This window comes from Rhizobacter sp. P5_A1, from assembly GCF_056400745.1.
The window spans coordinates 103,794-122,559 of the sequence record NZ_JBFUKR010000005.1 but is presented as its reverse complement, the minus strand read 5'-3'; the positions used below and the strand labels follow the sequence as shown (position 1 = coordinate 122,559).

Annotated in this window: 13 protein-coding genes and 2 pseudogenes; 14 read left to right on the top strand and 1 reads right to left on the bottom strand. The window is 68.5% G+C overall.

Annotated features, from left to right (window positions below):
- Window positions 1-14 precede the first annotated feature (14 nt).
- The 13 genes and pseudogenes from AC1DTW_RS07175 (at window position 15) to AC1DTW_RS07115 (ending at window position 16,325) form a co-directional block, all read left to right on the top strand.
- Entirely contained in the window at window positions 15-1,160 is a 1,146-nt protein-coding gene (locus AC1DTW_RS07175; protein ID WP_477980340.1) for an ABC transporter substrate-binding protein, read from the top strand.
- Window positions 1,161-1,170: 10 nt separating this feature from the next.
- Window positions 1,171-2,226: a branched-chain amino acid ABC transporter permease gene (locus AC1DTW_RS07170; RefSeq protein ID WP_477980339.1), complete on the top strand. Its 1,056-nt coding sequence runs from the start codon at window positions 1,171-1,173 to the stop codon at window positions 2,224-2,226.
- Window positions 2,223-4,061 carry a branched-chain amino acid ABC transporter ATP-binding protein/permease gene (locus AC1DTW_RS07165; protein WP_477980338.1) on the top strand — a complete coding sequence of 613 codons (1,839 nt, stop codon included), beginning with the start codon at window positions 2,223-2,225 and terminating at the stop codon, window positions 4,059-4,061. Before AC1DTW_RS07170 ends, AC1DTW_RS07165 begins: the two co-directional genes overlap by 4 nt.
- The gene (locus AC1DTW_RS07160; RefSeq protein ID WP_477980337.1) at window positions 4,061-4,789 is read left to right on the top strand and encodes an ABC transporter ATP-binding protein; all 729 of its coding nucleotides are present in this window, start codon (window positions 4,061-4,063) and stop codon (window positions 4,787-4,789) included. Before AC1DTW_RS07165 ends, AC1DTW_RS07160 begins: the two co-directional genes overlap by 1 nt.
- The gene (locus AC1DTW_RS07155; RefSeq protein ID WP_477980336.1) at window positions 4,779-6,410 is read left to right on the top strand and encodes an ATP-dependent acyl-CoA ligase; all 1,632 of its coding nucleotides are present in this window, start codon (window positions 4,779-4,781) and stop codon (window positions 6,408-6,410) included. Before AC1DTW_RS07160 ends, AC1DTW_RS07155 begins: the two co-directional genes overlap by 11 nt.
- Window positions 6,407-7,189 (top strand): SDR family NAD(P)-dependent oxidoreductase, encoded by a 783-nt coding sequence (locus tag AC1DTW_RS07150; RefSeq protein ID WP_477980335.1) that lies wholly within the window; start codon window positions 6,407-6,409, stop codon window positions 7,187-7,189. The genes AC1DTW_RS07155 and AC1DTW_RS07150 overlap by 4 nt, the downstream gene beginning before the upstream one ends.
- An 82-nt stretch (window positions 7,190-7,271) precedes the next feature.
- Window positions 7,272-7,634 (top strand): annotated as a pseudogene (locus tag AC1DTW_RS07145) (response regulator); the annotation flags it as partial.
- A 111-nt stretch (window positions 7,635-7,745) separates the two neighbouring features.
- Window positions 7,746-8,441: pseudogene (locus tag AC1DTW_RS07140) on the top strand (sensor histidine kinase); the annotation flags it as partial.
- Window positions 8,442-8,465: 24 nt separating this feature from the next.
- Complete coding sequence (locus AC1DTW_RS07135) at window positions 8,466-10,040, top strand: ABC transporter substrate-binding protein (protein ID WP_477980334.1); 1,575 nt, start codon at window positions 8,466-8,468, stop codon at window positions 10,038-10,040.
- Between the two features lie 279 nt (window positions 10,041-10,319).
- Window positions 10,320-11,711 (top strand): ABC transporter substrate-binding protein, encoded by a 1,392-nt coding sequence (locus AC1DTW_RS07130; protein WP_477980333.1) that lies wholly within the window; start codon window positions 10,320-10,322, stop codon window positions 11,709-11,711.
- Entirely contained in the window at window positions 11,711-14,374 is a 2,664-nt protein-coding gene (locus AC1DTW_RS07125) for an ATP-binding protein (protein WP_477980332.1), read from the top strand. Before AC1DTW_RS07130 ends, AC1DTW_RS07125 begins: the two co-directional genes overlap by 1 nt.
- Window positions 14,371-15,579 carry a sensor histidine kinase gene (locus AC1DTW_RS07120; protein ID WP_477980331.1) on the top strand — a complete coding sequence of 403 codons (1,209 nt, stop codon included), beginning with the start codon at window positions 14,371-14,373 and terminating at the stop codon, window positions 15,577-15,579. The genes AC1DTW_RS07125 and AC1DTW_RS07120 overlap by 4 nt, the downstream gene beginning before the upstream one ends.
- Window positions 15,580-15,611: 32 nt before the next feature.
- Window positions 15,612-16,325, top strand: coding sequence for a response regulator transcription factor (locus AC1DTW_RS07115; RefSeq protein WP_477980330.1), 714 nt, complete (start codon window positions 15,612-15,614; stop codon window positions 16,323-16,325).
- A gap of 10 nt (window positions 16,326-16,335) precedes the next feature.
- Here the strand turns inward: AC1DTW_RS07115 and AC1DTW_RS07110 are convergent, their stop codons facing one another.
- Complete coding sequence (locus tag AC1DTW_RS07110; protein ID WP_477980502.1) at window positions 16,336-18,045, bottom strand: methyl-accepting chemotaxis protein; 1,710 nt, start codon at window positions 18,043-18,045, stop codon at window positions 16,336-16,338.
- 264 nt (window positions 18,046-18,309) lie between these two features.
- On the opposite strand from AC1DTW_RS07110, the gene AC1DTW_RS07105 reads away from it, so the two are divergent.
- Window positions 18,310-18,759, top strand: coding sequence for a response regulator (locus tag AC1DTW_RS07105; RefSeq protein WP_477980501.1), 450 nt, complete (start codon window positions 18,310-18,312; stop codon window positions 18,757-18,759).
- Window positions 18,760-18,766 lie beyond the last annotated feature (7 nt).

Sequence of the window (18,766 nt, the reverse complement as noted above, 5' to 3'; positions counted from 1 at the left end):
AGGAGTCCCGAACCATGAAACGTCTCGTCCGCTGCGCGCTCGGTGCCGCCATCGCACTCGCCTTCACCGCCGGCGCGATCGCCGCAGACCTCAAGGTCGGGCTCAGCGTGTCACTGTCGGGCCCGAACTCGTCGCTCGGCGTGCCGTATGCGAAGGGCATGCAGGCGGCAATCGCCTACAAGCCGGAGATCAACGGGCGCAAGGTCCATCTCGTCGTGCTCGACGACGCGTCCGACCCGAGCAACGCGGGCCGCAACGCGCGCAAGCTGGTCGAGGAGGAGAAGGTCGACGTGCTGATGGGATCGTCGGGCGTGCCGGCCACGATCGCGATCTCGCAGGTCGGCCGCGAGACCAAGACGCCGATGATCGGCCTGTCGCCGATCTCGCTCGCGCCGGCCGAGAGCGACTGGACCGTCACGGTCGCGCAGCCGCCGCAGCTGATGATCGACGCGGTGGTGCAGCGCATGAAGCGCGACGGTGTGAAGACCGTCGGCTACATCGGCTTCACCGACGCGTGGGGCGACCTCGTCTACAACTCGCTGATGAAGGCGGCCGAGCCAGCCGGCATCAAGGTCGTGACGAACGAGCGTTACGCGCGTGCCGATCAATCGGTGACCGGCCAGGTGCTGAAGATCATCGCCGCGCGTCCCGATGCGGTGATGACCGGCGGCTCCGGAACGCCGGGCGCGCTGCCGTACCTCGCGCTCGCCGAGCGCGGCTTCAAGGGCAACATCTACGGCCAGCACGGGCTGATCAACCCCGACTTCGTGCGTGTCGCCGGCGCGGCCGCGAACGGCAGCTTCATGCCGACCGGCCCGGTGATCGTCGCCGAGCAGCTGCCCAACGAGTACCCGACGAAGAAGCTCGCGCTCGACTTCCGCGCTGCCTTCCAGAAGGCCAACAACGCACCGAGCACCGATGCGTTCTCGGCCTACTCGTTCGACGCCTACATGGTGTTCGCCGATGCCGCGGCACGCGCGAAGGGCGAACCCGGCACGCCGGCCTTCCGCCAGGCACTGCGCGACGCGATCTTCAGCTCGAAGGAGGTGGCGGGCACGCACGGCGTCTACAACTTCAAGCCGGGCGATCTGTACGGCGTGGACGAGCGTGCGCGGGTGATCGTCAAGCTCGACAACGGGCTGTGGAAACTGGTGCCCTGAGGAGCCTGTCATGACCTGGGACGTCGCCCTCATTCTCGGCATCGACGGCCTGGCCAACGGGGCGGTGTACCTGCTCGCCGGCCTCGGCCTGGTGCTGATCTTCTCGGTCACGCGGGTGGTGTTCGTCCCGTTCGGCGACGTCGCCGCGTTTGCGGCATTGAGCCTCGCGGCCTTCGAGGCCGGCCGCCTGCCGCCGACCGTGGGGCTGGTCGCGATGCTGGCGCTGCTGGCCGTCGCCGCCGAGGTGTGGACCCTCGCGCGCCGCGGCGAGATGCGGCGCATCCCGCGCGCCGTGCTCGGCTGGGGCGTGCTGCCGCTGATCCCCTGCGCGCTGGCCTGGGCCTTCGCCGGGCGCGCGGTGCCGCAGCTGGTGTTCATCGTGCTCGCGATCCTGCTCGTCGTGCCGATCACGCCGCTGATCGCACGCGTGGCGCTGCAGCCGATCGCCGATGCGTCGGTGCTGGTGCTGCTGATCGCCTCGCTCGCGCTGCACTTCCTGCTGTCGGGGCTCGGGCTGCTGTTCTTCGGGCCCGAGGGCTTTCGCACCGCGCCGCTCGCGAGCGGCGCATTGACACTGCCCGGCGGCTTGCCGGTGAGCGGCCAGGTGATGCTGATGCTGGCCTCGGCGGTGGTGCTGAGCGGGCTGTTCTTCCTCGCGTTCGAACGCACCGTGGCCGGCAAGGCACTGCGCGCGACGGCGGTGAACCGCATCGGCGCACGGCTGGTCGGCATCCGGCCGGCACGCACGGCGCTGCTCGCGTACACCTTCGCGTCGCTGCTGGCCGGGCTGATCGGCGTGCTGGTCGCACCGGTCACGACCATGTACTACGACTCCGGTTTCCTGATCGGATTGAAGGCGTTCGTCGCCGCGATCATCGGCGGCCTGGTGAGCTATCCGCTCACGGCGGTCGGCGCGCTCGCGGTCGGCGTGGTCGAGAGCTTCGGCTCGTTCTGGAGCGGGGCGTTGAAGGACGTGATCGTGTTCAGCCTGCTGATCCCGGTGCTGCTGCTGCGCTCCGCGCTCGCCAGGCATGCGGAAGAAGAGACCGAGGAGATCGACGCATGAAGGCGCGCACGATCCTGGTCCTGGCCGTGATGGCGCTGATCGCTGCGGCGCCTGCGGTGCTCGGCAAGTTCGGCGTCTCGCTGCTCAACGATATCGGCATCGGCGCGCTGGTCGCGCTGGGCTTGGTGATGCTCACCGGCGTCGGCGGTGCCACCTCGTTCGGGCAGGCGGCGTTCGTCGGCATCGCAGCCTATGCGACCGCGTGGCTCACGAGCGTGCAGGGCCTGTCGCCGTGGCTCGGGCTGTTGTTCGCGCTGCTGCTGACCGGTGTCGCCGCGTTCCTGATCGGCGCACTGACGCTGCGCCTGGGCGGTCACTTCCTGCCGCTGTCGACGATCGCATGGGGCTTGTCGATCGCACTGCTGTTCGGCAACGTCGAGGCGCTCGGGCGCCACACCGGTTTGTCGAACATCCCGGCGATCGGCGTCTTCGGCGTCTCGCTGGCCGACCCGCGCGCGGTGTACTACCTGATCTGGACGCTGGTGGGCGCAAGCGTGCTGTTCTGCCACAACGTGCTGCAGTCGCGCTCGGGCCGTGCGATCCGCAGTCTGCGCGGCGGCGCGGTTCTGCTTGCGAGTGTCGGTGCCGACGCGTTCCGGGTCCGGCTCACGCTGTTCGTGCTGGCGGCGCTTTTGGCCGGTGTCGCCGGCTGGCTCTATGCGCATGCCAACCGTTTCGTCAGCCCGTCGCCGTTCGACGTGCGCGCGAGCATCGAGTATCTGCTGATGGCGGTGGCCGGTGGCCTCGGGCAGCTCACCGGCGCGCTGGTCGGCGCCGCCGCGGTGCTGGTGATGAAGAACGGCGTGCAGGACGTGCTGCCGCTGCTGACGACGCGCGGCGGCCAGTTCGAGGCGGTCGTGTTCGCGGTGCTCTTCATCCTGCTGCTGCACCATGCGCGCGGCGGCGTGATGGGGCTGGTGACGCGCTGGACCCGCGCCCGCTTCGCCGCGTTGCCCGATGCTGCACCGGCCACAGCGGCTGCATCGGCCGAGCCGCTGCCGCACCGCCGCCTGCCGGCACGCGGCGAGCCGCTGCTGGCGGTGCGCAACGCGGTCAAGCGCTTCGGCGGGCTGGTGGCGGTGAACGATGTGAGCTTCGACGTGCGCGCCGGCGAGATCGTCGGCCTGATCGGCCCGAACGGGGCCGGCAAGTCGACGATGTTCAACCTCGTCACCGGCACCGCGCCGATGACGGGCGGCACGGTCGAATTCCTAGGCCGGGACGTCAGCGGCCTGGCGCAGCGCGCGATCGCGCAGCGCGGTATGGCGCGCACCTTCCAGCACGTGAAGCTGCGCCCGCACATGAGCCTGCTCGACAACGTCGCGCTCGGCGCGCACGGGCGCACCCGCGCCGGCCTGCTTGCCGCCGGATTGCGCCTGGACCGGCGCGAGGAGGCGCAGATCATGGCCGAGGCCCAGCGCCAGCTCGCACGCATCGGCCTGGCCGACCGTGCTCACGAGCTCGCCGGCAGCCTGCCGCTTGGCACGCAGCGCATCCTCGAGATCGCGCGCGCACTCGCCGCCGACCCGGTGCTGCTGGTGCTGGACGAACCGGCCGCCGGCCTGCGCCGCCAGGAGAAGCAGGCGCTCGGCGAGCTGCTGCGCAGGCTGCGCGACGAGGGGGTGACGATCCTGATCGTCGAGCACGACATGGAGTTCGTGATGAAGCTGGTCGACCGGCTGGTCGTGATGACCTTCGGCTCCAAGCTCGTCGAAGGAACGCCTGGCGCGGTGCGCGCCGACCCACGGGTGCAGGCGGCCTACCTCGGCAGCGTGGTCGAGAAGCCGGAGACCGCGGCAGAGGCCACGCCTGTCGAGTTGGTGGGGAACGCGTGATGGGCGCCATGTTGGAGATCGGCGACCTGCACGTGTCGTACGGGCAGGTCGATGCGGTGCGCGGCGTGTCGCTCGCGCTGATGCCGGGGCAGATCGTCTCGGTGATCGGACCGAACGGCGCCGGCAAGACCACGTTGCTCGGCGCCGTGATGGGCTTGCTGCCTTCGCAGGGAACGCTGCGCTTCGAGGGTGCCGACCTGGGCAGCCTCGATGTCGAAGCGCGCGTCGAGCGCGGGCTGTGCCTGGTGCCGGAGAAGCGCGAGCTGTTCGGCGAGCTGAGCGTGCTCGACAACCTGATGCTCGGTGCCTACGCGAAGCGGCTGTCGAGCAGCGTGCTGCGCGGCCGCCTGGATGGCGTCTGCGCGCGCTTCCCGCGCCTGGCCGAGCGCCGCGCGCAGCGTGCCGACACCTTGTCGGGCGGCGAACGCCAGATGCTGGCGCTGGGCCGCGCGCTGATGTCGGCGCCGCGCCTGCTGATGCTCGACGAACCGAGCCTCGGCCTGGCGCCGCTGATCGTGCAGGAGATCCTCGCGATCGTGCGCGTGCTGCGCGATGAAGGCGTGGCCATCCTGCTGGTCGAGCAGAACGCGCGCGCCGCGCTCGAGAGCTCGGACCACGGCTACGTGCTCGAGACCGGCGAGATCGCGCTGAGCGGCGCGTCAAGCGCGCTGGCCGGCGACCCGCGTGTGCAGGCGACCTACCTCGGCGGCGGAACCGATGAAGATTGACGCGTCTTCCCTCGCGTCCTGCGTGGCGCTGCCACCGCGCGAGCGCACGCTGCCGGCGATGCTGCAACGCGGCGCCGAGCGTTTCGGCGACCGGCCACTGGTCACGCTCGCCGGCGTCTCGTGGTCGCATCGCGAGGCGGCCGGCATTGCCGCGCGTCGGGCCGCAGCGTTGCACGCGGCCGGCGTTGCGCGCGCCGAGCGTGTGGCGCTGATGTGCGGCAACCGCGTCGAGTTCCTGGAAGCCTTCCTCGGCTGCGGCTGGCTCGGCGCGGTCTCGGTGCCGATCAACACCGCGTCCATGGGGCCGCAGATCGAGTATTTCCTTGTCGACAGCGGCGCGCGCCTGCTCGTCATCGAAGCCGGCTTCATCGAGCGGCTGGGCACCGCGGACCTCTCGCGCACCGCGTTGCAGATGATCTGGGTGGTCGGCGTGGACGATGCGGTGCAGGGCGAGACCACGCTCGGCGGTGTGCCCTGCGTGGCCTGGCCGGCGACGCGCGAGGCGGCCGAGCCCGCCGCGGTGCAGCCCGGCGAGACACTCGCGATCCTCTACACCTCGGGCACCACCGGGCCGGCCAAGGGCGTGCTGTGCCCGCATGCGCAGTACCACTGGTGGGGCGTCAACACCGCACGTGTGCTCGGCGTGGACGAGGCCGACGTGCTGTGCAGCACGCTGCCGCTGTTCCACATCAATGCGCTGAACACCTTCGCGCAGGCCGCGCTGACCGGTTGCCGCGTGGTGTTCGAGGCGCGCTTTTCGGCGTCGCGTTTCTGGGCCGCGATGCAGGCCGCCGAGGCGACAGTGGTCTATCTGCTCGGTGCGATGGTGCCCATCCTGCTTGCGCAGCCGGGCGGCGAGGGCGAGCGCGCGCACCGCGTGCGGATCGGCCTTGGCCCCGGCGTGCCGGCAGCGGCGGGCGAGGCCTTCGAGGCACGCACCGGTGTGCGGCTGCTCGAAGGGTATGGCTCGACCGAGACCAACTTCGTGATCGCCAGCAAGGATGCATCGCGCCGAGGCGTGATGGGCTGGCTGATGCCGGGCTTCGACGCACGTGTCGTCGACGAGCACGACGTCGAGCTGCCGGCCGGCGAGGCCGGTGAGTTGCTGCTGCGCGCCGACGAGCCGTTTGCGTTCGCGAGCGGCTACTTCGGCATGCCCGAGAAGACCGTCGACGCCTGGCGCAACCTCTGGTTCCACACCGGCGACCGCGTCGTACGCGATGCCGACGGTGCGTTCCGCTTCGTCGACCGAATCAAGGATGCGATCCGGCGGCGCGGCGAGAACATCTCGTCGTTCGAGGTCGAGCAGGTGTTGCAGAGCCACGCGGCGGTTGCCAGCGTCGCGGTCTACCCGGTGCATTCCGAGCTGGCCGAGGACGAGGTCATGGCCGCCCTGGTGCTGCACGTCGGCCAGCGCATCGAGCCGCTGGAACTGGCGCGCTTCTGCGAATCGCGGCTGCCGTACTTCGCGATCCCGCGCTACATCGAGCTGATGGACGAGCTGCCGCGCACCGAGAACGGCAAGGTGCAGAAGTACAAGCTGCGCGAACGCGGCGTCACCGCTGCGACCTGGGAGCGGCCGGCGGGTGCCGCAACGGCACGCACCGGAGTTCGATCGTGAGTACGCTCGCGAGTACCTTGCAAGGCCGTCACGCCGTCGTGACCGGCGCCGCGCGCGGCATTGGCGCGGCGATCGTGCGTGTGCTGGCCGCCGACGGCGCCGCCGTCACGCTGCTCGGGCGCCGGCGCGATGCGCTGCAGCGCGTGGCCGACGAGCTGCCGGGCGGGCCGCACGGTGTGGTCGTGGCCGACGTGAGCGATGCGGCTCAGGTGCAGGCCGCGTTCGACGAAGCGCGCGGCGCACGTGGCCCGATCGCGATCCTCGTCAACAACGCCGGGCAGGCCGAGAGCGCACCCTTCATGAAGACCTCGGCCGGGCTGTGGCAGCGCATGCTGGACGTCAACCTCACGGGCAGCTTCGTGTGCGCGCAGGCGGCACTGCCCGACATGCTGAAGGCAGGAAGCGGCCGCATCGTCAACATCGCGAGCACGGCCGGGCAGAAGGGCTACGCCTACGTCACAGCCTACGCTGCCGCCAAGCACGGCGTGATCGGGCTGACCCGATCGCTGGCGCTGGAGCTGGCCACGAAGGGCGTGACGGTGAACGCCGTCTGCCCCGGCTACACCGAGACCGATATCCTGCGCGACAGCATCGCCAACGTGGTCAGCAAGACCGGCCGCAGCGAATCCCAGGCGCGTGCCGAGTTCGCCGCCGGCAACCCGCAGCAGCGCATCGTGCAGCCCGAGCAGGTGGCCGATGCGGTGCGCTGGCTGTGCGGCGACGCGGCAGCGGCGATCACCGGCCAGTCGATCTCGGTGTCCGGAGGGGAAGTGACGTGAAGCGCGAGCAGGGTTCGCGGCAAGTCCGAATCGCACGCAACGCGCATAGACTCGAACGTGACTTGCGGATGAGGGCTTGCGAATGCGCTCGCTGGAGGCACCGGAACCCGGGACAAGGACGATCCTGATCGTCGACGACGTGCCCGCCAACCTCGAGGTGGTGGGTCGGCATCTGGAGCGGCATGGCTATTGCGCCGTGGTCGCGCAGGGCGGAGAGGAGGGGATCGAGCGCGCCGAGCTGGTCCGGCCGAGCCTGATCCTGCTGGATGTCCTGATGCCGGGGGTCGACGGCTTCGAGACCTGCCGGCGCCTGAAGGAGCGTGAGAGCACGCGCGAGATTCCGGTCATCTTCATGACGGCGCTGACCGACACGGCCGACAAGCTCACGGGCTTCGAGGTCGGCGCGGTCGACTACGTGACCAAGCCGCTCGACGGTGCCGAAGTGCTGGCTCGCATCGGCACCCACCTGACACTCGACTCGTTGCGCCGGCAACTGCAGACGCAGAACGTCCAGCTGCAGCACGAGATCTGCGCGCGCGAAGAGGTTCAGCGGGCCCTCCAACGCTCGAACACCGAGCTCGAGCAGCTGGCCTATGTGGCGTCGCACGACATGCAGGAGCCGCTGCGCATGGTCGCCAGCTACCTCCAGCTGGTGGCGCAGCGCTACCAGGGCAAGCTCGACGCGGATGCCGACGAGTTCATCGGCTTCGCCGTCGATGGCGCCAAGCGCATGCAGGCGCTGATCAACGACCTGCTCTCGTACTCGCGCGTCGGCACCAAGGCACGTCCGTTGGCGTCGACCGATTGCGAGACCCTGATCGCCACGGCGATCTCGAATCTGAGCGTGACGATCAAGGAAACCGGAGCTCGGATCACGCATGGGCCGCTGCCCACCGTGATGGCCGACGCGATGCAGCTGACCCAGCTGTTCCAGAACCTGCTGGGCAACGCGATCAAATACCACGGCGCCGATCCGCCGCTGGTGCACATCGAGGCCGGGCCGGTCGACGCCGACTGGTGCTTCTCGGTCCGCGACAACGGCATCGGCATCGCGCCCGAGTACTTCGAGCGCATCTTCGTGCTGTTCCAGCGGCTGCACGGCCGCCGCGAGTATTCAGGCACCGGCATCGGCCTGGCGCTGTGCAAGAAGATCATCGAGCGCCACGGCGGCCGCATCTGGGTGGAGTCGACACCGGGAGCTGGCTCGGTGTTCAAGTTCACGATTCCGCGTCGTGATGACGGCGGGCCGTGAACCGGACGCGTGAAGGAGTCGATCATGAACAGGCATGCAGCGTATTGGGCAATGCTCGTCGCGGCGCTCGCGTCGGCGGCATCGGCAGACGAGGTCAAGCCGAAGCGGGAGCCCTACAAGACCTCGACGGTGAGCATCGGCAATATCGTTCCGCCGGTGGTCGCTCCGCCGTGCAAGCCTGGCCACTGCCCGTTTGCCGGCCAACGCGTGACGATGCTGATCGTCAAGGAGGCCAACGGCGGCGCGATCGGCGAGTTGAAGGACGAGTTCGAGGCCGCGACGGGGGCGCGGCTGAACCTCGTGCAGATGTCGCATCAGGATCTGTTCCCGAACTTCATCTCGGACCTGACCAACCGTACCGGCAAATACGACGCGGCCTACGCCGGTGCCTGGTGGTTGGGCGGGCTGGTGGCCGGCGACTACATCGTCTCGTACGACAAGTACTATAAGGATCGTCGCTTCCCGCAGTGGCGTGTCGAAGACATCCTGCCGGCGCCTCGCAGCCTCCTTTCGTATGGAGGCAAGAAGTACATGGTGGCCAACGACCACGACGGCCAGGTCATGTACTACCGACGCGACCTGCTCGTCGACCCGCAGCACCGCGTGGCTTTCGCGCAGAAGTACGGCTATCCGCTGGGTGTGCCGAAGACCTGGGTCCAATTCAGGGACGTGGCCGAGTACTTCAACGGCAAGGACCTCAACGGCGACGGCGTGCCCGATCACGGGTTGTCGATGCACTTGAAGGTCGGTGCGCAGGGGATGTTCCATTTCATGTCGTTCTCGGCGCCGTTCGTGATCGGGCCGGAAAACCCGACGCTGTACTGGTTCGACCCCGCGTCGATGAAGCCGTCGATCGAAAGCCCGGGTCACGTGCGGGCGCTCGCGGCGCTGGTCGACCTGGTGCGGTTCGGGCCGAGAGACATGCTCAACTGGGATCTCGGCCAAAGCTGGGATCACTTTCTGGCGGGGCGCGCGGCGCTCACCTTCAGCTGGGGCGACCTGGGTGCGCTGGCGCAGGACAAGGGCAGCCAGGTCAAGGGCAAGATCGGCTCGGCGCCGCTGCCCGGCGCGATGGAGTATTACAGCGTTGCCAAGGAGCGCTGGGTCAAGACGACACAACCCAATCTGGTCGGCAACACGACGGGCGGTTCGTGGGCGGGCGTCATCACGAAGCAATCGAAGGTGCCCGAGGCCACGTACTACCTGCTCGCGTTGATGGCGACGCGGCCGAAGTCGCAGGTCTACGCGGTGCGCGGCTGGGACGGGATCGACCCGGGGCGCACCTACCACTTCCTGCCTCCTGACGGCAACGCGAAGATCGAGACCTACCTGAATGCGGGCTGGGACGAAGCCGACGTTCGCGACTATCTGCATGCGTACTTCGAGAACTTCAGCAACAAGCTGCAGTTCCCCTATCTGCGGATTCCCGGCGCCTACAGCTACTGGCAGGCGCTCGATGTGCACCTGGCCGAGGCCGCGTCGGGTTCCCTCAGCCCCGCCTCGGCGCTGAAGGCGGCCGCGGTCGACTTCGAGGAGATCACGATCCGCCTCGGGCGCGAGCAGCAGCGGCGTGCCTACCGGGCATCGCTCGGTCTCTGAACCGAGCGCCGTCCGATGGCTCCCGGACCGAGACCCTTGCCGCGCCCGCGCGAACGGCCCCATGGAGGACGCGAGCGCTGGCGGCTCGGAGCGTTGTTGGTCGCGCTCTCGGCTTCGGCCCTCGGCGCGCCGCTCGTGCCCGGCGCCACCGAGCCGAGGGTGCCGGACGCCGCGCCGTTCGGAAGTTCCACGGTCACGGTGGTCAAGCCGGGTGACGTGGTGCCGCCGAGGGTGGCTCCGGCGTGCCGGGCGCCCGACTGCCCGTTCGCTGGCCAGACCGTGACGATCCTCTTGCCGAAAAGCATCATCGCCGTGGCGGCTCTTGAACTGAAGGACGAGTTCGAAGCTGCGACCGGCGCCACGCTCAAGATCGTCCAGGTCGGATCGCTCGACCTGTTCGACAACTTCTATTCCGATGTCGCCAATGGCGCCGGCAAGTACGACGCGCTGCTCGCCAGCGCATGGTGGCTCGGCGAGCTGGTGGCGGGCGACTACATCATCCCTTATGACCGCTATTACCAGTCCGCGCGCTTCCCGAAGTGGGACATCAACGACGTGCTGCCCGCACCGCGCGGCCTGTTGTCGTATGGCGGCAAGAAGTACATGGTGGCGAACGACCACGATGGCCAGGTCATGTACTACCGTCGTGATCTGCTGGCAGATGCGCAGCACCGCAAGGCCTTCCAGCAGGCGTACGGATACCCGCTCGATGTGCCGCGCACCTGGGCGCAGTTCCGCGATGTCGCCGCGTATTTCAACGGCCGCGACCTCACCGGCGATGGCGTGCCCGGCCATGGACTGACGATCGCGCTGAAGGCCGGCAACCAGGGCATGTTCCACTTCATGTCGCTGTCGGCGCCATTCGTGATCGGGCCCACCAATCCGAAGCTCTACTGGTTCGACCCGCGAACGATGAAGCCGCTGATCGAGAGCCCGGGCCACGTGCACGCGCTCGAAGTGCTGACCGATCTCGTGCAGTTCGGGCCGCGCGAGATGCTGGGATGGGAGTCCGGCCGCAGCTGGGATTACTTTCTCGCGGGGCACGCGGCGCTCACGTTCACCTGGGGCGATCTGGGCGCACTGGCGCAGCAGGAGGGCAGCAAGGTCAAGGGAAAGGTCGGCGTGGCCCAGTTGCCGGGCAGCCGGGAATACTTCAGCCTCGCGCAAGGGAAGTGGATCAGGGGCGAGGCGGCCCATCGTGTCGGCAACACCACCGGGGGGTCCTGGGCCGGCGTGATCTCCAGGCACTCGAAAGCTCCCGAGGCCACTTACTATCTGCTCGCGCTGATGGCAACCCGCGAGAAGTCGAAGGTGTATGCGGCGCGCGGCTGGGATGGCCTCGACCCGGGGCGCAGCTTTCACTTCCTGCCGCCCGACGGCAGCGCGAAGATCGAGGACTACCTGAAAGCCCGATGGGACGAAGCCGATGTGCGCGACTACCTGCACGCCTACCACGAGACCTTCAGCAACCCCTTGCAGTTGCCGTACCTGCGCATCCCCGGCACCTACGGCTACCTGCAGGCGCTCAATCGGCATGTGGCCGAGGCAGTGGCGGGGCAGGTGAGCGCGCAGGCGGCCCTGAAGGCCAGCGCGCTCGACTTCGAAGAGATCACGATTCGCGTCGGTCGCGACGCGCAACGGCGCGCGTACCGCTCGTCGCTGGGCCTGTGATGAACGTGGCGAGCGCGAGGCGCTTCGGCGCGCTGGGCGTCGGCAGCAAGCTGACCCTCGCGTTCGCGGCGCTGGCGGCCATCACCTTGCTGGTCGTTCTGCTGGCCCTCGTCGCAGGGCGCAGCGCCACCATCGACATCAATCACACCGAGAAGGTCCGCGCACCGGCGCTGATCGCCTCGGAGCAGGCGCAGGCCAGCCTGCTGAAGATGCAGCTCCATGTGCGCGGCTACCTTGTCCTCAGCGACCCCCTGGACATCGAGCAATATCACGCTGCCCGGCGCGAGTTCGAGGCGAGTCTCGCGGCGTTGCAGGCGATGTCCGGTGGCTGGTCGGGAGCCGACGAGGCGAAGTGGGTCGCCGCGCTGTCGCACATCTACGCGCGCTGGGCCGCGCTGCCGCAGCAACTGTTCGACCTGCATGACGATCCGCTGAAGAACCGTCCTGCGGTGCGCATTGCCCGGGTCGAGCTGCAGGCGCTGCGCGTACAGATTCTCGACGAGATCGACGCCACGATCACCCAGCAGAAGGCACGCGAGCTCGCGCCGCAGAACCGAGGGCAGATGAGCGACCTGCTGGCCTTCCAGACCTCGTTCGATGCGATGACGACCAACCTGATGGCCTATGCGAGCTCGGGCGAGCTCAATTTCAAGCTGGCCTACGGCCCGCAGCTGGCCACCAACGCGACGAACTGGAACGCGCTGTCGGCGCAGCGCTCGCATTTCGCTGCCGAACAGCGCGCGCACCTCGCCGCGATCGCGCGCTATCGGGCCCAGGTGGCCGAGCTCGCGCTGCAGATCGTCGGCATCGTCAACGGCGAACAGGCCTACGAGGACCTGTACCTGTACCGCACCGAGGTCGCGCCGCAGGCCGAGGCCATGATCGGCCTGCTCACCAAGGTGACCTCGGGTCAGCAGGCGCAGCTCAATGGCGAGCTCGCGCGCGCCCAACAGAGCTTGCGCGATGCGCGCGCGCAGACGCTCGTCGGCGGGCTGGTGGCCGTCGCGCTCGGTGTCGTGCTGGCATTCGTGTTCCGCCGCAGCATCGTCGGGCCGGTGCGGCGTCTGACCGGCGTGGCCGAACGCGTGGCCTCGGGCGATCTGTCGGCGCGTGCGGCGCCCGAATCGCAGGACGAGATCGGTGTCCTCGCCGCCAGCTTCGACACGATGACGCAGCGGCTGGCGCAGACCATCGCGCACCTCGAGACGGTGTTTGCGGACGCGCAACGCGCGAAGGATGCGGCCGTCGTCGCGAGCCTGGCCAAGAGCACGTTCCTGGCGACGATGAGCCATGAGCTGCGCACGCCGCTGAACGCGATCCTCGGCTTTGCGCAGATCCTGCGGGCCGATCGGCAGCTGAACGACAGCCAGGCGCGCGGTGTCGGGATCATCCAGCAGGGCGGCGAGCAACTGCTGACACTGATCAACGACATCCTCGATTTGTCCAGGATCGAAGCCGGCAAGGTCGAGCTGAATGCGGAGCCGGTCGAGCTCGCCGGGTTCCTGCAGGCGATCACCGAGATCATCCGGGTCAAGGCGGACGAGAAGGGCTTGCGGTTCGACTTCGACGCTGCGCCCGAACTCGTGAGCGCCGTGAGCGTCGACGAGAAGCGCTTGCGCCAGGTGCTGCTGAACCTGTTGAGCAACGCGGTGAAGTTCACCGAGCACGGTCATGTGGGCCTGCGCGTGCGGGCACTCGGGGCGGACACGGCCAGCACGCGGCTGCACTTCGAAGTCATCGACAGCGGCATCGGCATTCCGCACGAGCAGCTGCGCAACATCTTTCAGCCCTTCGAGCAGGTCGCCGACGTGCAACGCCGCTTCGGCGGAACCGGGCTGGGCCTGTCGATCAGCCGCCAGCTGGTGCGCTTGATGGGGAGCGATATCCAGGTCGAGAGTCATGCCGGGGAGGGCAGCCGCTTCTGGTTCGATCTCGATCTGCCGACCGCCGCGATCGAGGCGCGCCGCGAGGCCTCGAAAGGCGCGATTTCCGTCAGCGGCTACAGCGGACCGCGCCGCACGCTGCTCGTGGTCGACGACGTCGATTTCAATCGGCAGCTGCTCGTCGACCTGCTGTCGCCGCTCGGCTTCGAGATGCTCGAAGCGGGCAGCGGCGAGGGGTGTCTGCAGCTGGCCCCGGCACGACCGCCGGACCTCATCGTGATGGACCTCGTGATGCCGGTGCTGGACGGCCTCGAGACCACGCGCCGGCTGCGTCAGCTGCCGGCCCTCGCGGAGGTGCCGGTCATCATGGTCTCGGCCGGCGCGTCGCTCACCGATGAACAGCGCAGCCTGGCCTGCGGTGCGAACGCCTTCCTGCCGAAACCGCTCGACCTGAACAAGCTGCTGCGCGAGATCGGGGCCTTGCTGCGGATCACCTGGATCTCCGAGTCCGGACCGGCGAACACGCAGCGGCAGGGCGGCGCACAGGAGATCGTCGTGGCGCCGCCCGCGGAGGAACTGGAAGCCCTTTACCTTCTGGCCCAGAAGGGCAACATGGGGGACATTCGCGAGCGCGCCGATCGCCTGGCGGTGCTCGGCGCGCCGTACGGGCCGTTTGCCCAGCGCCTGCGCGAGCTCGCAGACGGCTACCAGCCACGCGCCATTCTCGAACTGGTGAAGAAGTTCAAGGACCGCGAAACTCACCGGGTGAACGAGTCATGACCGCGCCGCTGCAAGTTCTGCTCATCGAGGACAACCCTGCCGATGCCGGCATGATCGGCGAGCTGCTGGCGCGCGCGCCGGGTTGGGCATTCGCGCTGACGTGGGCGAGCGACCTCGGCGCCGGCGTCGACCGGCTGCGCGCGGGCGGCATCGACCTCGTGCTCCTCGACCTCGGACTGCCGGAGAGCACCGGGCTGGCCACGGTGCAACGCCTGATGGCCCAGGGCGTCGCCGTACCCACCCTCATCGTGCTGAGCGGCATCACCGACGAAGAGATCGCGATCAGGGCGCTGCAGCTGGGCGCACAGGATTACCTCGTCAAGGGGCAGGTCGACAGCGCCTTGCTGCTGCGGGCGATCCGCTACGCGATCGGGCGGCGCCAAGCCGAAGAGGCGGTGACGCGCGAACGCCTGCGCACGCGTGAGCTGGCGAACGAGAAGGCCGTGCGCGTGAAGGCCGAGAGCGTGTCGGAGGAACTGCGCCGGCTGCTGGAGGAGCGCGACCAGATGTTGGCCGAACGCGAGGACATGCTGCGCCTGCTCGCCCACGAGGTGCGGCAGCCGCTGAACAACGCCTCGGCCGCGCTCGAGAGCGCGTCGTCGGCGATCGCCGACACGACCGACGCTCCCGAGGCCGGCGTGCGTGCGCCGTTGGCCCGCGCGCAGCACGTGCTCGACCACGTCATCGGAACGCTCAACAACGCACTCGCCGCCGCGAGCCTGCTGACCTCGGGCGCGACCGACGTGATGGCCGACACCGATCTGCAAACGCTGGTCGGGCTGGTCGTTCGCGACATCGCGGCAGAAGACCGGCCGCGCGTCGTGATCGACTCGCGCACCGGAACCCGGACCGTGCAGCTGCACCCCGTCCTGATGCGGCTGGCGCTGACCAACCTGCTGTTCAATGCGCTGGCCTACTCGCCGCCGGGGTCCGTGGTGCGCCTGCGCATCTGCGATTGCGAGGAACCTCTCGCGATGGTCTTCGAGGTCGAGGACACGGGCGACGGCATATCGGCCGAGCTGCTGCCGCGCGTCTTCGACAAGGGCACGCGCGGCACCCATGCGCGCACCACCGCCGGCGCCGGCCTCGGCCTGTACATCGTGCGCAAGGTGGTCGACATGCACCGCGGCTGGGTCGAGATCGTGCCGAACGCGCCGCGCGGTAGCATCGTGCGGATGTCCATTCCGCAGGGCGTCGAGGTCTGACCGCTCGGCCTCGTTTCCCTGCCGCCCTGCCAGTGACCGAATCGCACGCCAGCCCGCCCCTGCTGCCCTCGACGCTCGCCGTGATCGACGACGATCGCGAATACGCGGAGTACCTCAGCAAGTTCCTGGCGCAACGAGGCGTCGTCGTTCGGGTCTTTTCCGACAGCGACGAATTCCTGACCGCGCAGGACGCCTACACGTTCGATTTCTACGTCGTCGACCTGATGCTGCCCGGTGTCGATGGCGTCGATCTGATCCGCCTGATCCGGCGCAAGGGGCCGGCCGGCATCGTCGCCGTGTCGGGTCGCGTCGGGGTCGACGTGTTCGAGTCGGTGCTGCGGGCCGGCGCCGACATGTACCTGATGAAGCCGGTGCGCTTCGAGCAGGTCGCGCTCGCGATCGAAGCGGTCCATCGCCGGGTCGAGGCCGGGCGTTCGCACGCGTCGGTGTGGCGGCTCGACCGGCTCGCTCACAAGGTGATCGCGCCCGACGGTGCCCGCATCGACCTGAGCGACAACGACCTCGCGCTGGTCGAGTGCTTCGTCGCGGCCGATGGTGCCACCGTCACGCGCGCGACCTTGTGCGAGCGCCTGGGCCGTGATCCGGCCACCGAGCCCGACAATTTTCTGCATGCGGCGATCTACCGCCTGCGCCGGCGCATCGAGCGGTCCACCGCATCGACCGTGCCGCTGCATTCCGAACCGAAGGTCGGCTACACGTTCCGCGGCAAGCTGCTGGCGCTGTAGCGGGCCACGGTCAGAACGAGACCCAGGTCTCGCCCACGGCCGCCGGCGCGTCGACGCGTTGAGTCGCCTTGGGCTTGATCGGCACGACGGTTGCCTTGGCGACCGCGCGCGACACGAGCGGCTTGGTGCTTGCTGGCCGCGCCGGCGCAGGAGCGACCGCCACCTTGGCAACGGGGGTCGACGGCCCGAGCTTGAAGTTCGCGACCGCCTGGACCAGCTGCTGGGCCTGCTGCGTCAGGCTTTCGGCGGCGGCGGCCGACTCCTCGACGAGCGCGGCGTTCTGCTGCGTGACCTGGTCGAGCAGGGTCACCGCATCGCTGACCTGGCCGATGCCGCTGCTCTGCTGCAGCGTCGCGGCGCTGATCTCGCCGATCAGGTCGGTCACGCGGCTGACCTGGCTCACGATGTCGTTCATCGTGCTCCCCGCGTCGGCGACCAGCTTGCTGCCGGCCTCGACCGTCTCGACGCTGTCGTTGATCAGCTGCTTGATCTCCTTGGCGGCCTGGGCGCTGCGCTGCGCGAGGCTGCGCACTTCGCCGGCCACGACGGCGAAGCCTCGCCCTTGTTCACCGGCGCGCGCCGCCTCGACGGCCGCGTTCAGCGCCAGGATGTTGGTCTGGAACGCGATGCCGTCGATCACGCCGATGATGTCGGCGATCTTCTTGCTGGCGGTCGTGATCTGCTGCATCGTGTCGACCACCTTGCCGACGACGGCGCCGCCCCGGGCCGCGACCTCGCTGGCCGAGCCGGCGAACTGCGAGGCCTGGCGCGCCGCGTCGGCGTTGTTCTTCACGGTGCTGGTCAGCTCCTCCATCGACGCCGCCGTCTGCTGCAGGTTGGAGGCCTGCTCCTCGGTGCGCTGCGACAGGTCGAGGTTGCCGGTCGAGATCTGGCCGGAGCCGGTCGCGATGTTGTCGCTGCTCTGGCGAACCTGGCTGACGATGCCGGTCAGATTGCTGTTCATGGCCTTGAGCGCCTCGAGCAGCTGGCCGGTCTCGTCCTGGCGGGTCACGTCGATGTGCGAGGTCAGGTCTCCGGCGGCCACGGTGCGTGCGACCCGAACCGCCTGATGGATCGGCCGGGTGATCGACAGCGTGGCGCCCCAGGCGGCCGCGACGGCCACACCGGCGCCGATCAGTGCGGCAACGATCAGCACCGTCGAGGTCCGATCCACGGTGAGGTTCGTGTCCACGCCCGCCTGGATCATCTGCTCCTCCTGGGCGTCGGCGTAGTCGGCCAGGACCTTGATGTACTCGGTCTGCACCGGCCGCAGTGCATCGAGCTGGCCGCGGAGCCTGGCGTCGTCGTCGTTGCGAGCCAGTTGCAGGAGCACATCGATCTCGCGGAGAAAGTGCTGTCGCGCCGCCTGCACCTTGGCCAGGTCATGACGGGCGGCTTCGGTGACGAGCAACGCTTCGATCTTCTTGAACGTGTCGCCGATGCGCGTTCGCGCCGCAGCGATCTCCTTGACGTCGCCATCGCGTTCAGCGGCGGCCTTCGCGATCGCCAGCTTGTGCGCCGACAGCACCACGATGTTCACGTCGTCCTTGATGTCGGTGGTCAGGCGCACCTTGACATAGCGGTCCTTGTTGATCAGGTCGACATCGTCGCGCACATGCCCCAGGCCGAGCTTCGCGGTGGCCGTCAGCGCCAGCATCACGGCCACGCACATGGCAAAGGCGAGGCCGAGGCGGGTGCCGATCTTCAGGTTGTTGAACATGTTCACGAGTTGTCTCCAGGCGGGGCCGTTTTGACGGCACAGCCTTGACTTTCGGACGGAGTTCGCTGTACTTGAGTCAGTTCTGATCGTTGGCTGATGAAGTGCGTCATATCTGGCCAATATTTTCCGAATCCGGGAGCTGGCGGGCGCAGCACAGGGGCCTGTTCGGGCCCCGATCGGTGCGTCAGGTAACACCCCGTGTCTGTCGTGGTCAGGCAGGTCTATAGTGGCCGAGAGCGATCCGCGGCAACCCGGGGAGGCGTGATGGATGGCCTGGAGCGAGCTAGACCCATCGAAATCCTGATGGTCGAAGACAACGCCGGTGATGTGCGGTTGACGCGCGAGGCGCTGAAGGGCGGCAAGGTGCTGAACCAGCTGCACGTTGTCGAAGACGGCGTCGCGGCACTCGATTTTCTGTACCGACGCGCTCCCCATGAAGACGCGCCCCGCCCCGATCTGATCCTGCTCGACCTGAACCTGCCGAAAATGGACGGGCGCGAGGTGTTGTCCGCGATCAAATCCGACGACGCGCTCAAGCTGATTCCGGTGGTCGTTCTGACCACCTCGCAGGCCGAGGAAGACGTGCTGCGCGCCTACCGGCTGAATGCGAACTGCTATGTGACCAAGCCGGTCGATCTGCACCAGTTCAATCGAATCGTGCAGGCGATCGAAGAGTTCTGGCTGACCGTGGTCAGGCTGCCGCCGCAACAATGAGGCCCCG

What these genes read in the sequence shown, in the direction of transcription:
- AC1DTW_RS07160 (WP_477980337.1), top strand. Translation starts at nt 4,061, where the DNA reads ATGGGCGCCATGTTGGAGATCGGCGACCTGCACGTGTCGTACGGGCAG.
- AC1DTW_RS07165 (WP_477980338.1), top strand. Translation starts at nt 2,223, where the DNA reads ATGAAGGCGCGCACGATCCTGGTCCTGGCCGTGATGGCGCTGATCGCT.
- AC1DTW_RS07125 (WP_477980332.1), top strand. Translation starts at nt 11,711, where the DNA reads ATGAACGTGGCGAGCGCGAGGCGCTTCGGCGCGCTGGGCGTCGGCAGC.
- AC1DTW_RS07155 (WP_477980336.1), top strand. Translation starts at nt 4,779, where the DNA reads ATGAAGATTGACGCGTCTTCCCTCGCGTCCTGCGTGGCGCTGCCACCG.
- AC1DTW_RS07105 (WP_477980501.1), top strand. Translation starts at nt 18,310, where the DNA reads ATGGATGGCCTGGAGCGAGCTAGACCCATCGAAATCCTGATGGTCGAA.
- AC1DTW_RS07175 (WP_477980340.1), top strand. Translation starts at nt 15, where the DNA reads ATGAAACGTCTCGTCCGCTGCGCGCTCGGTGCCGCCATCGCACTCGCC.
- AC1DTW_RS07135 (WP_477980334.1), top strand. Translation starts at nt 8,466, where the DNA reads ATGAACAGGCATGCAGCGTATTGGGCAATGCTCGTCGCGGCGCTCGCG.
- AC1DTW_RS07170 (WP_477980339.1), top strand. Translation starts at nt 1,171, where the DNA reads ATGACCTGGGACGTCGCCCTCATTCTCGGCATCGACGGCCTGGCCAAC.
- AC1DTW_RS07110 (WP_477980502.1), bottom strand. Translation starts at nt 18,045, where the DNA reads ATGTTCAACAACCTGAAGATCGGCACCCGCCTCGGCCTCGCCTTTGCC.
- AC1DTW_RS07120 (WP_477980331.1), top strand. Translation starts at nt 14,371, where the DNA reads ATGACCGCGCCGCTGCAAGTTCTGCTCATCGAGGACAACCCTGCCGAT.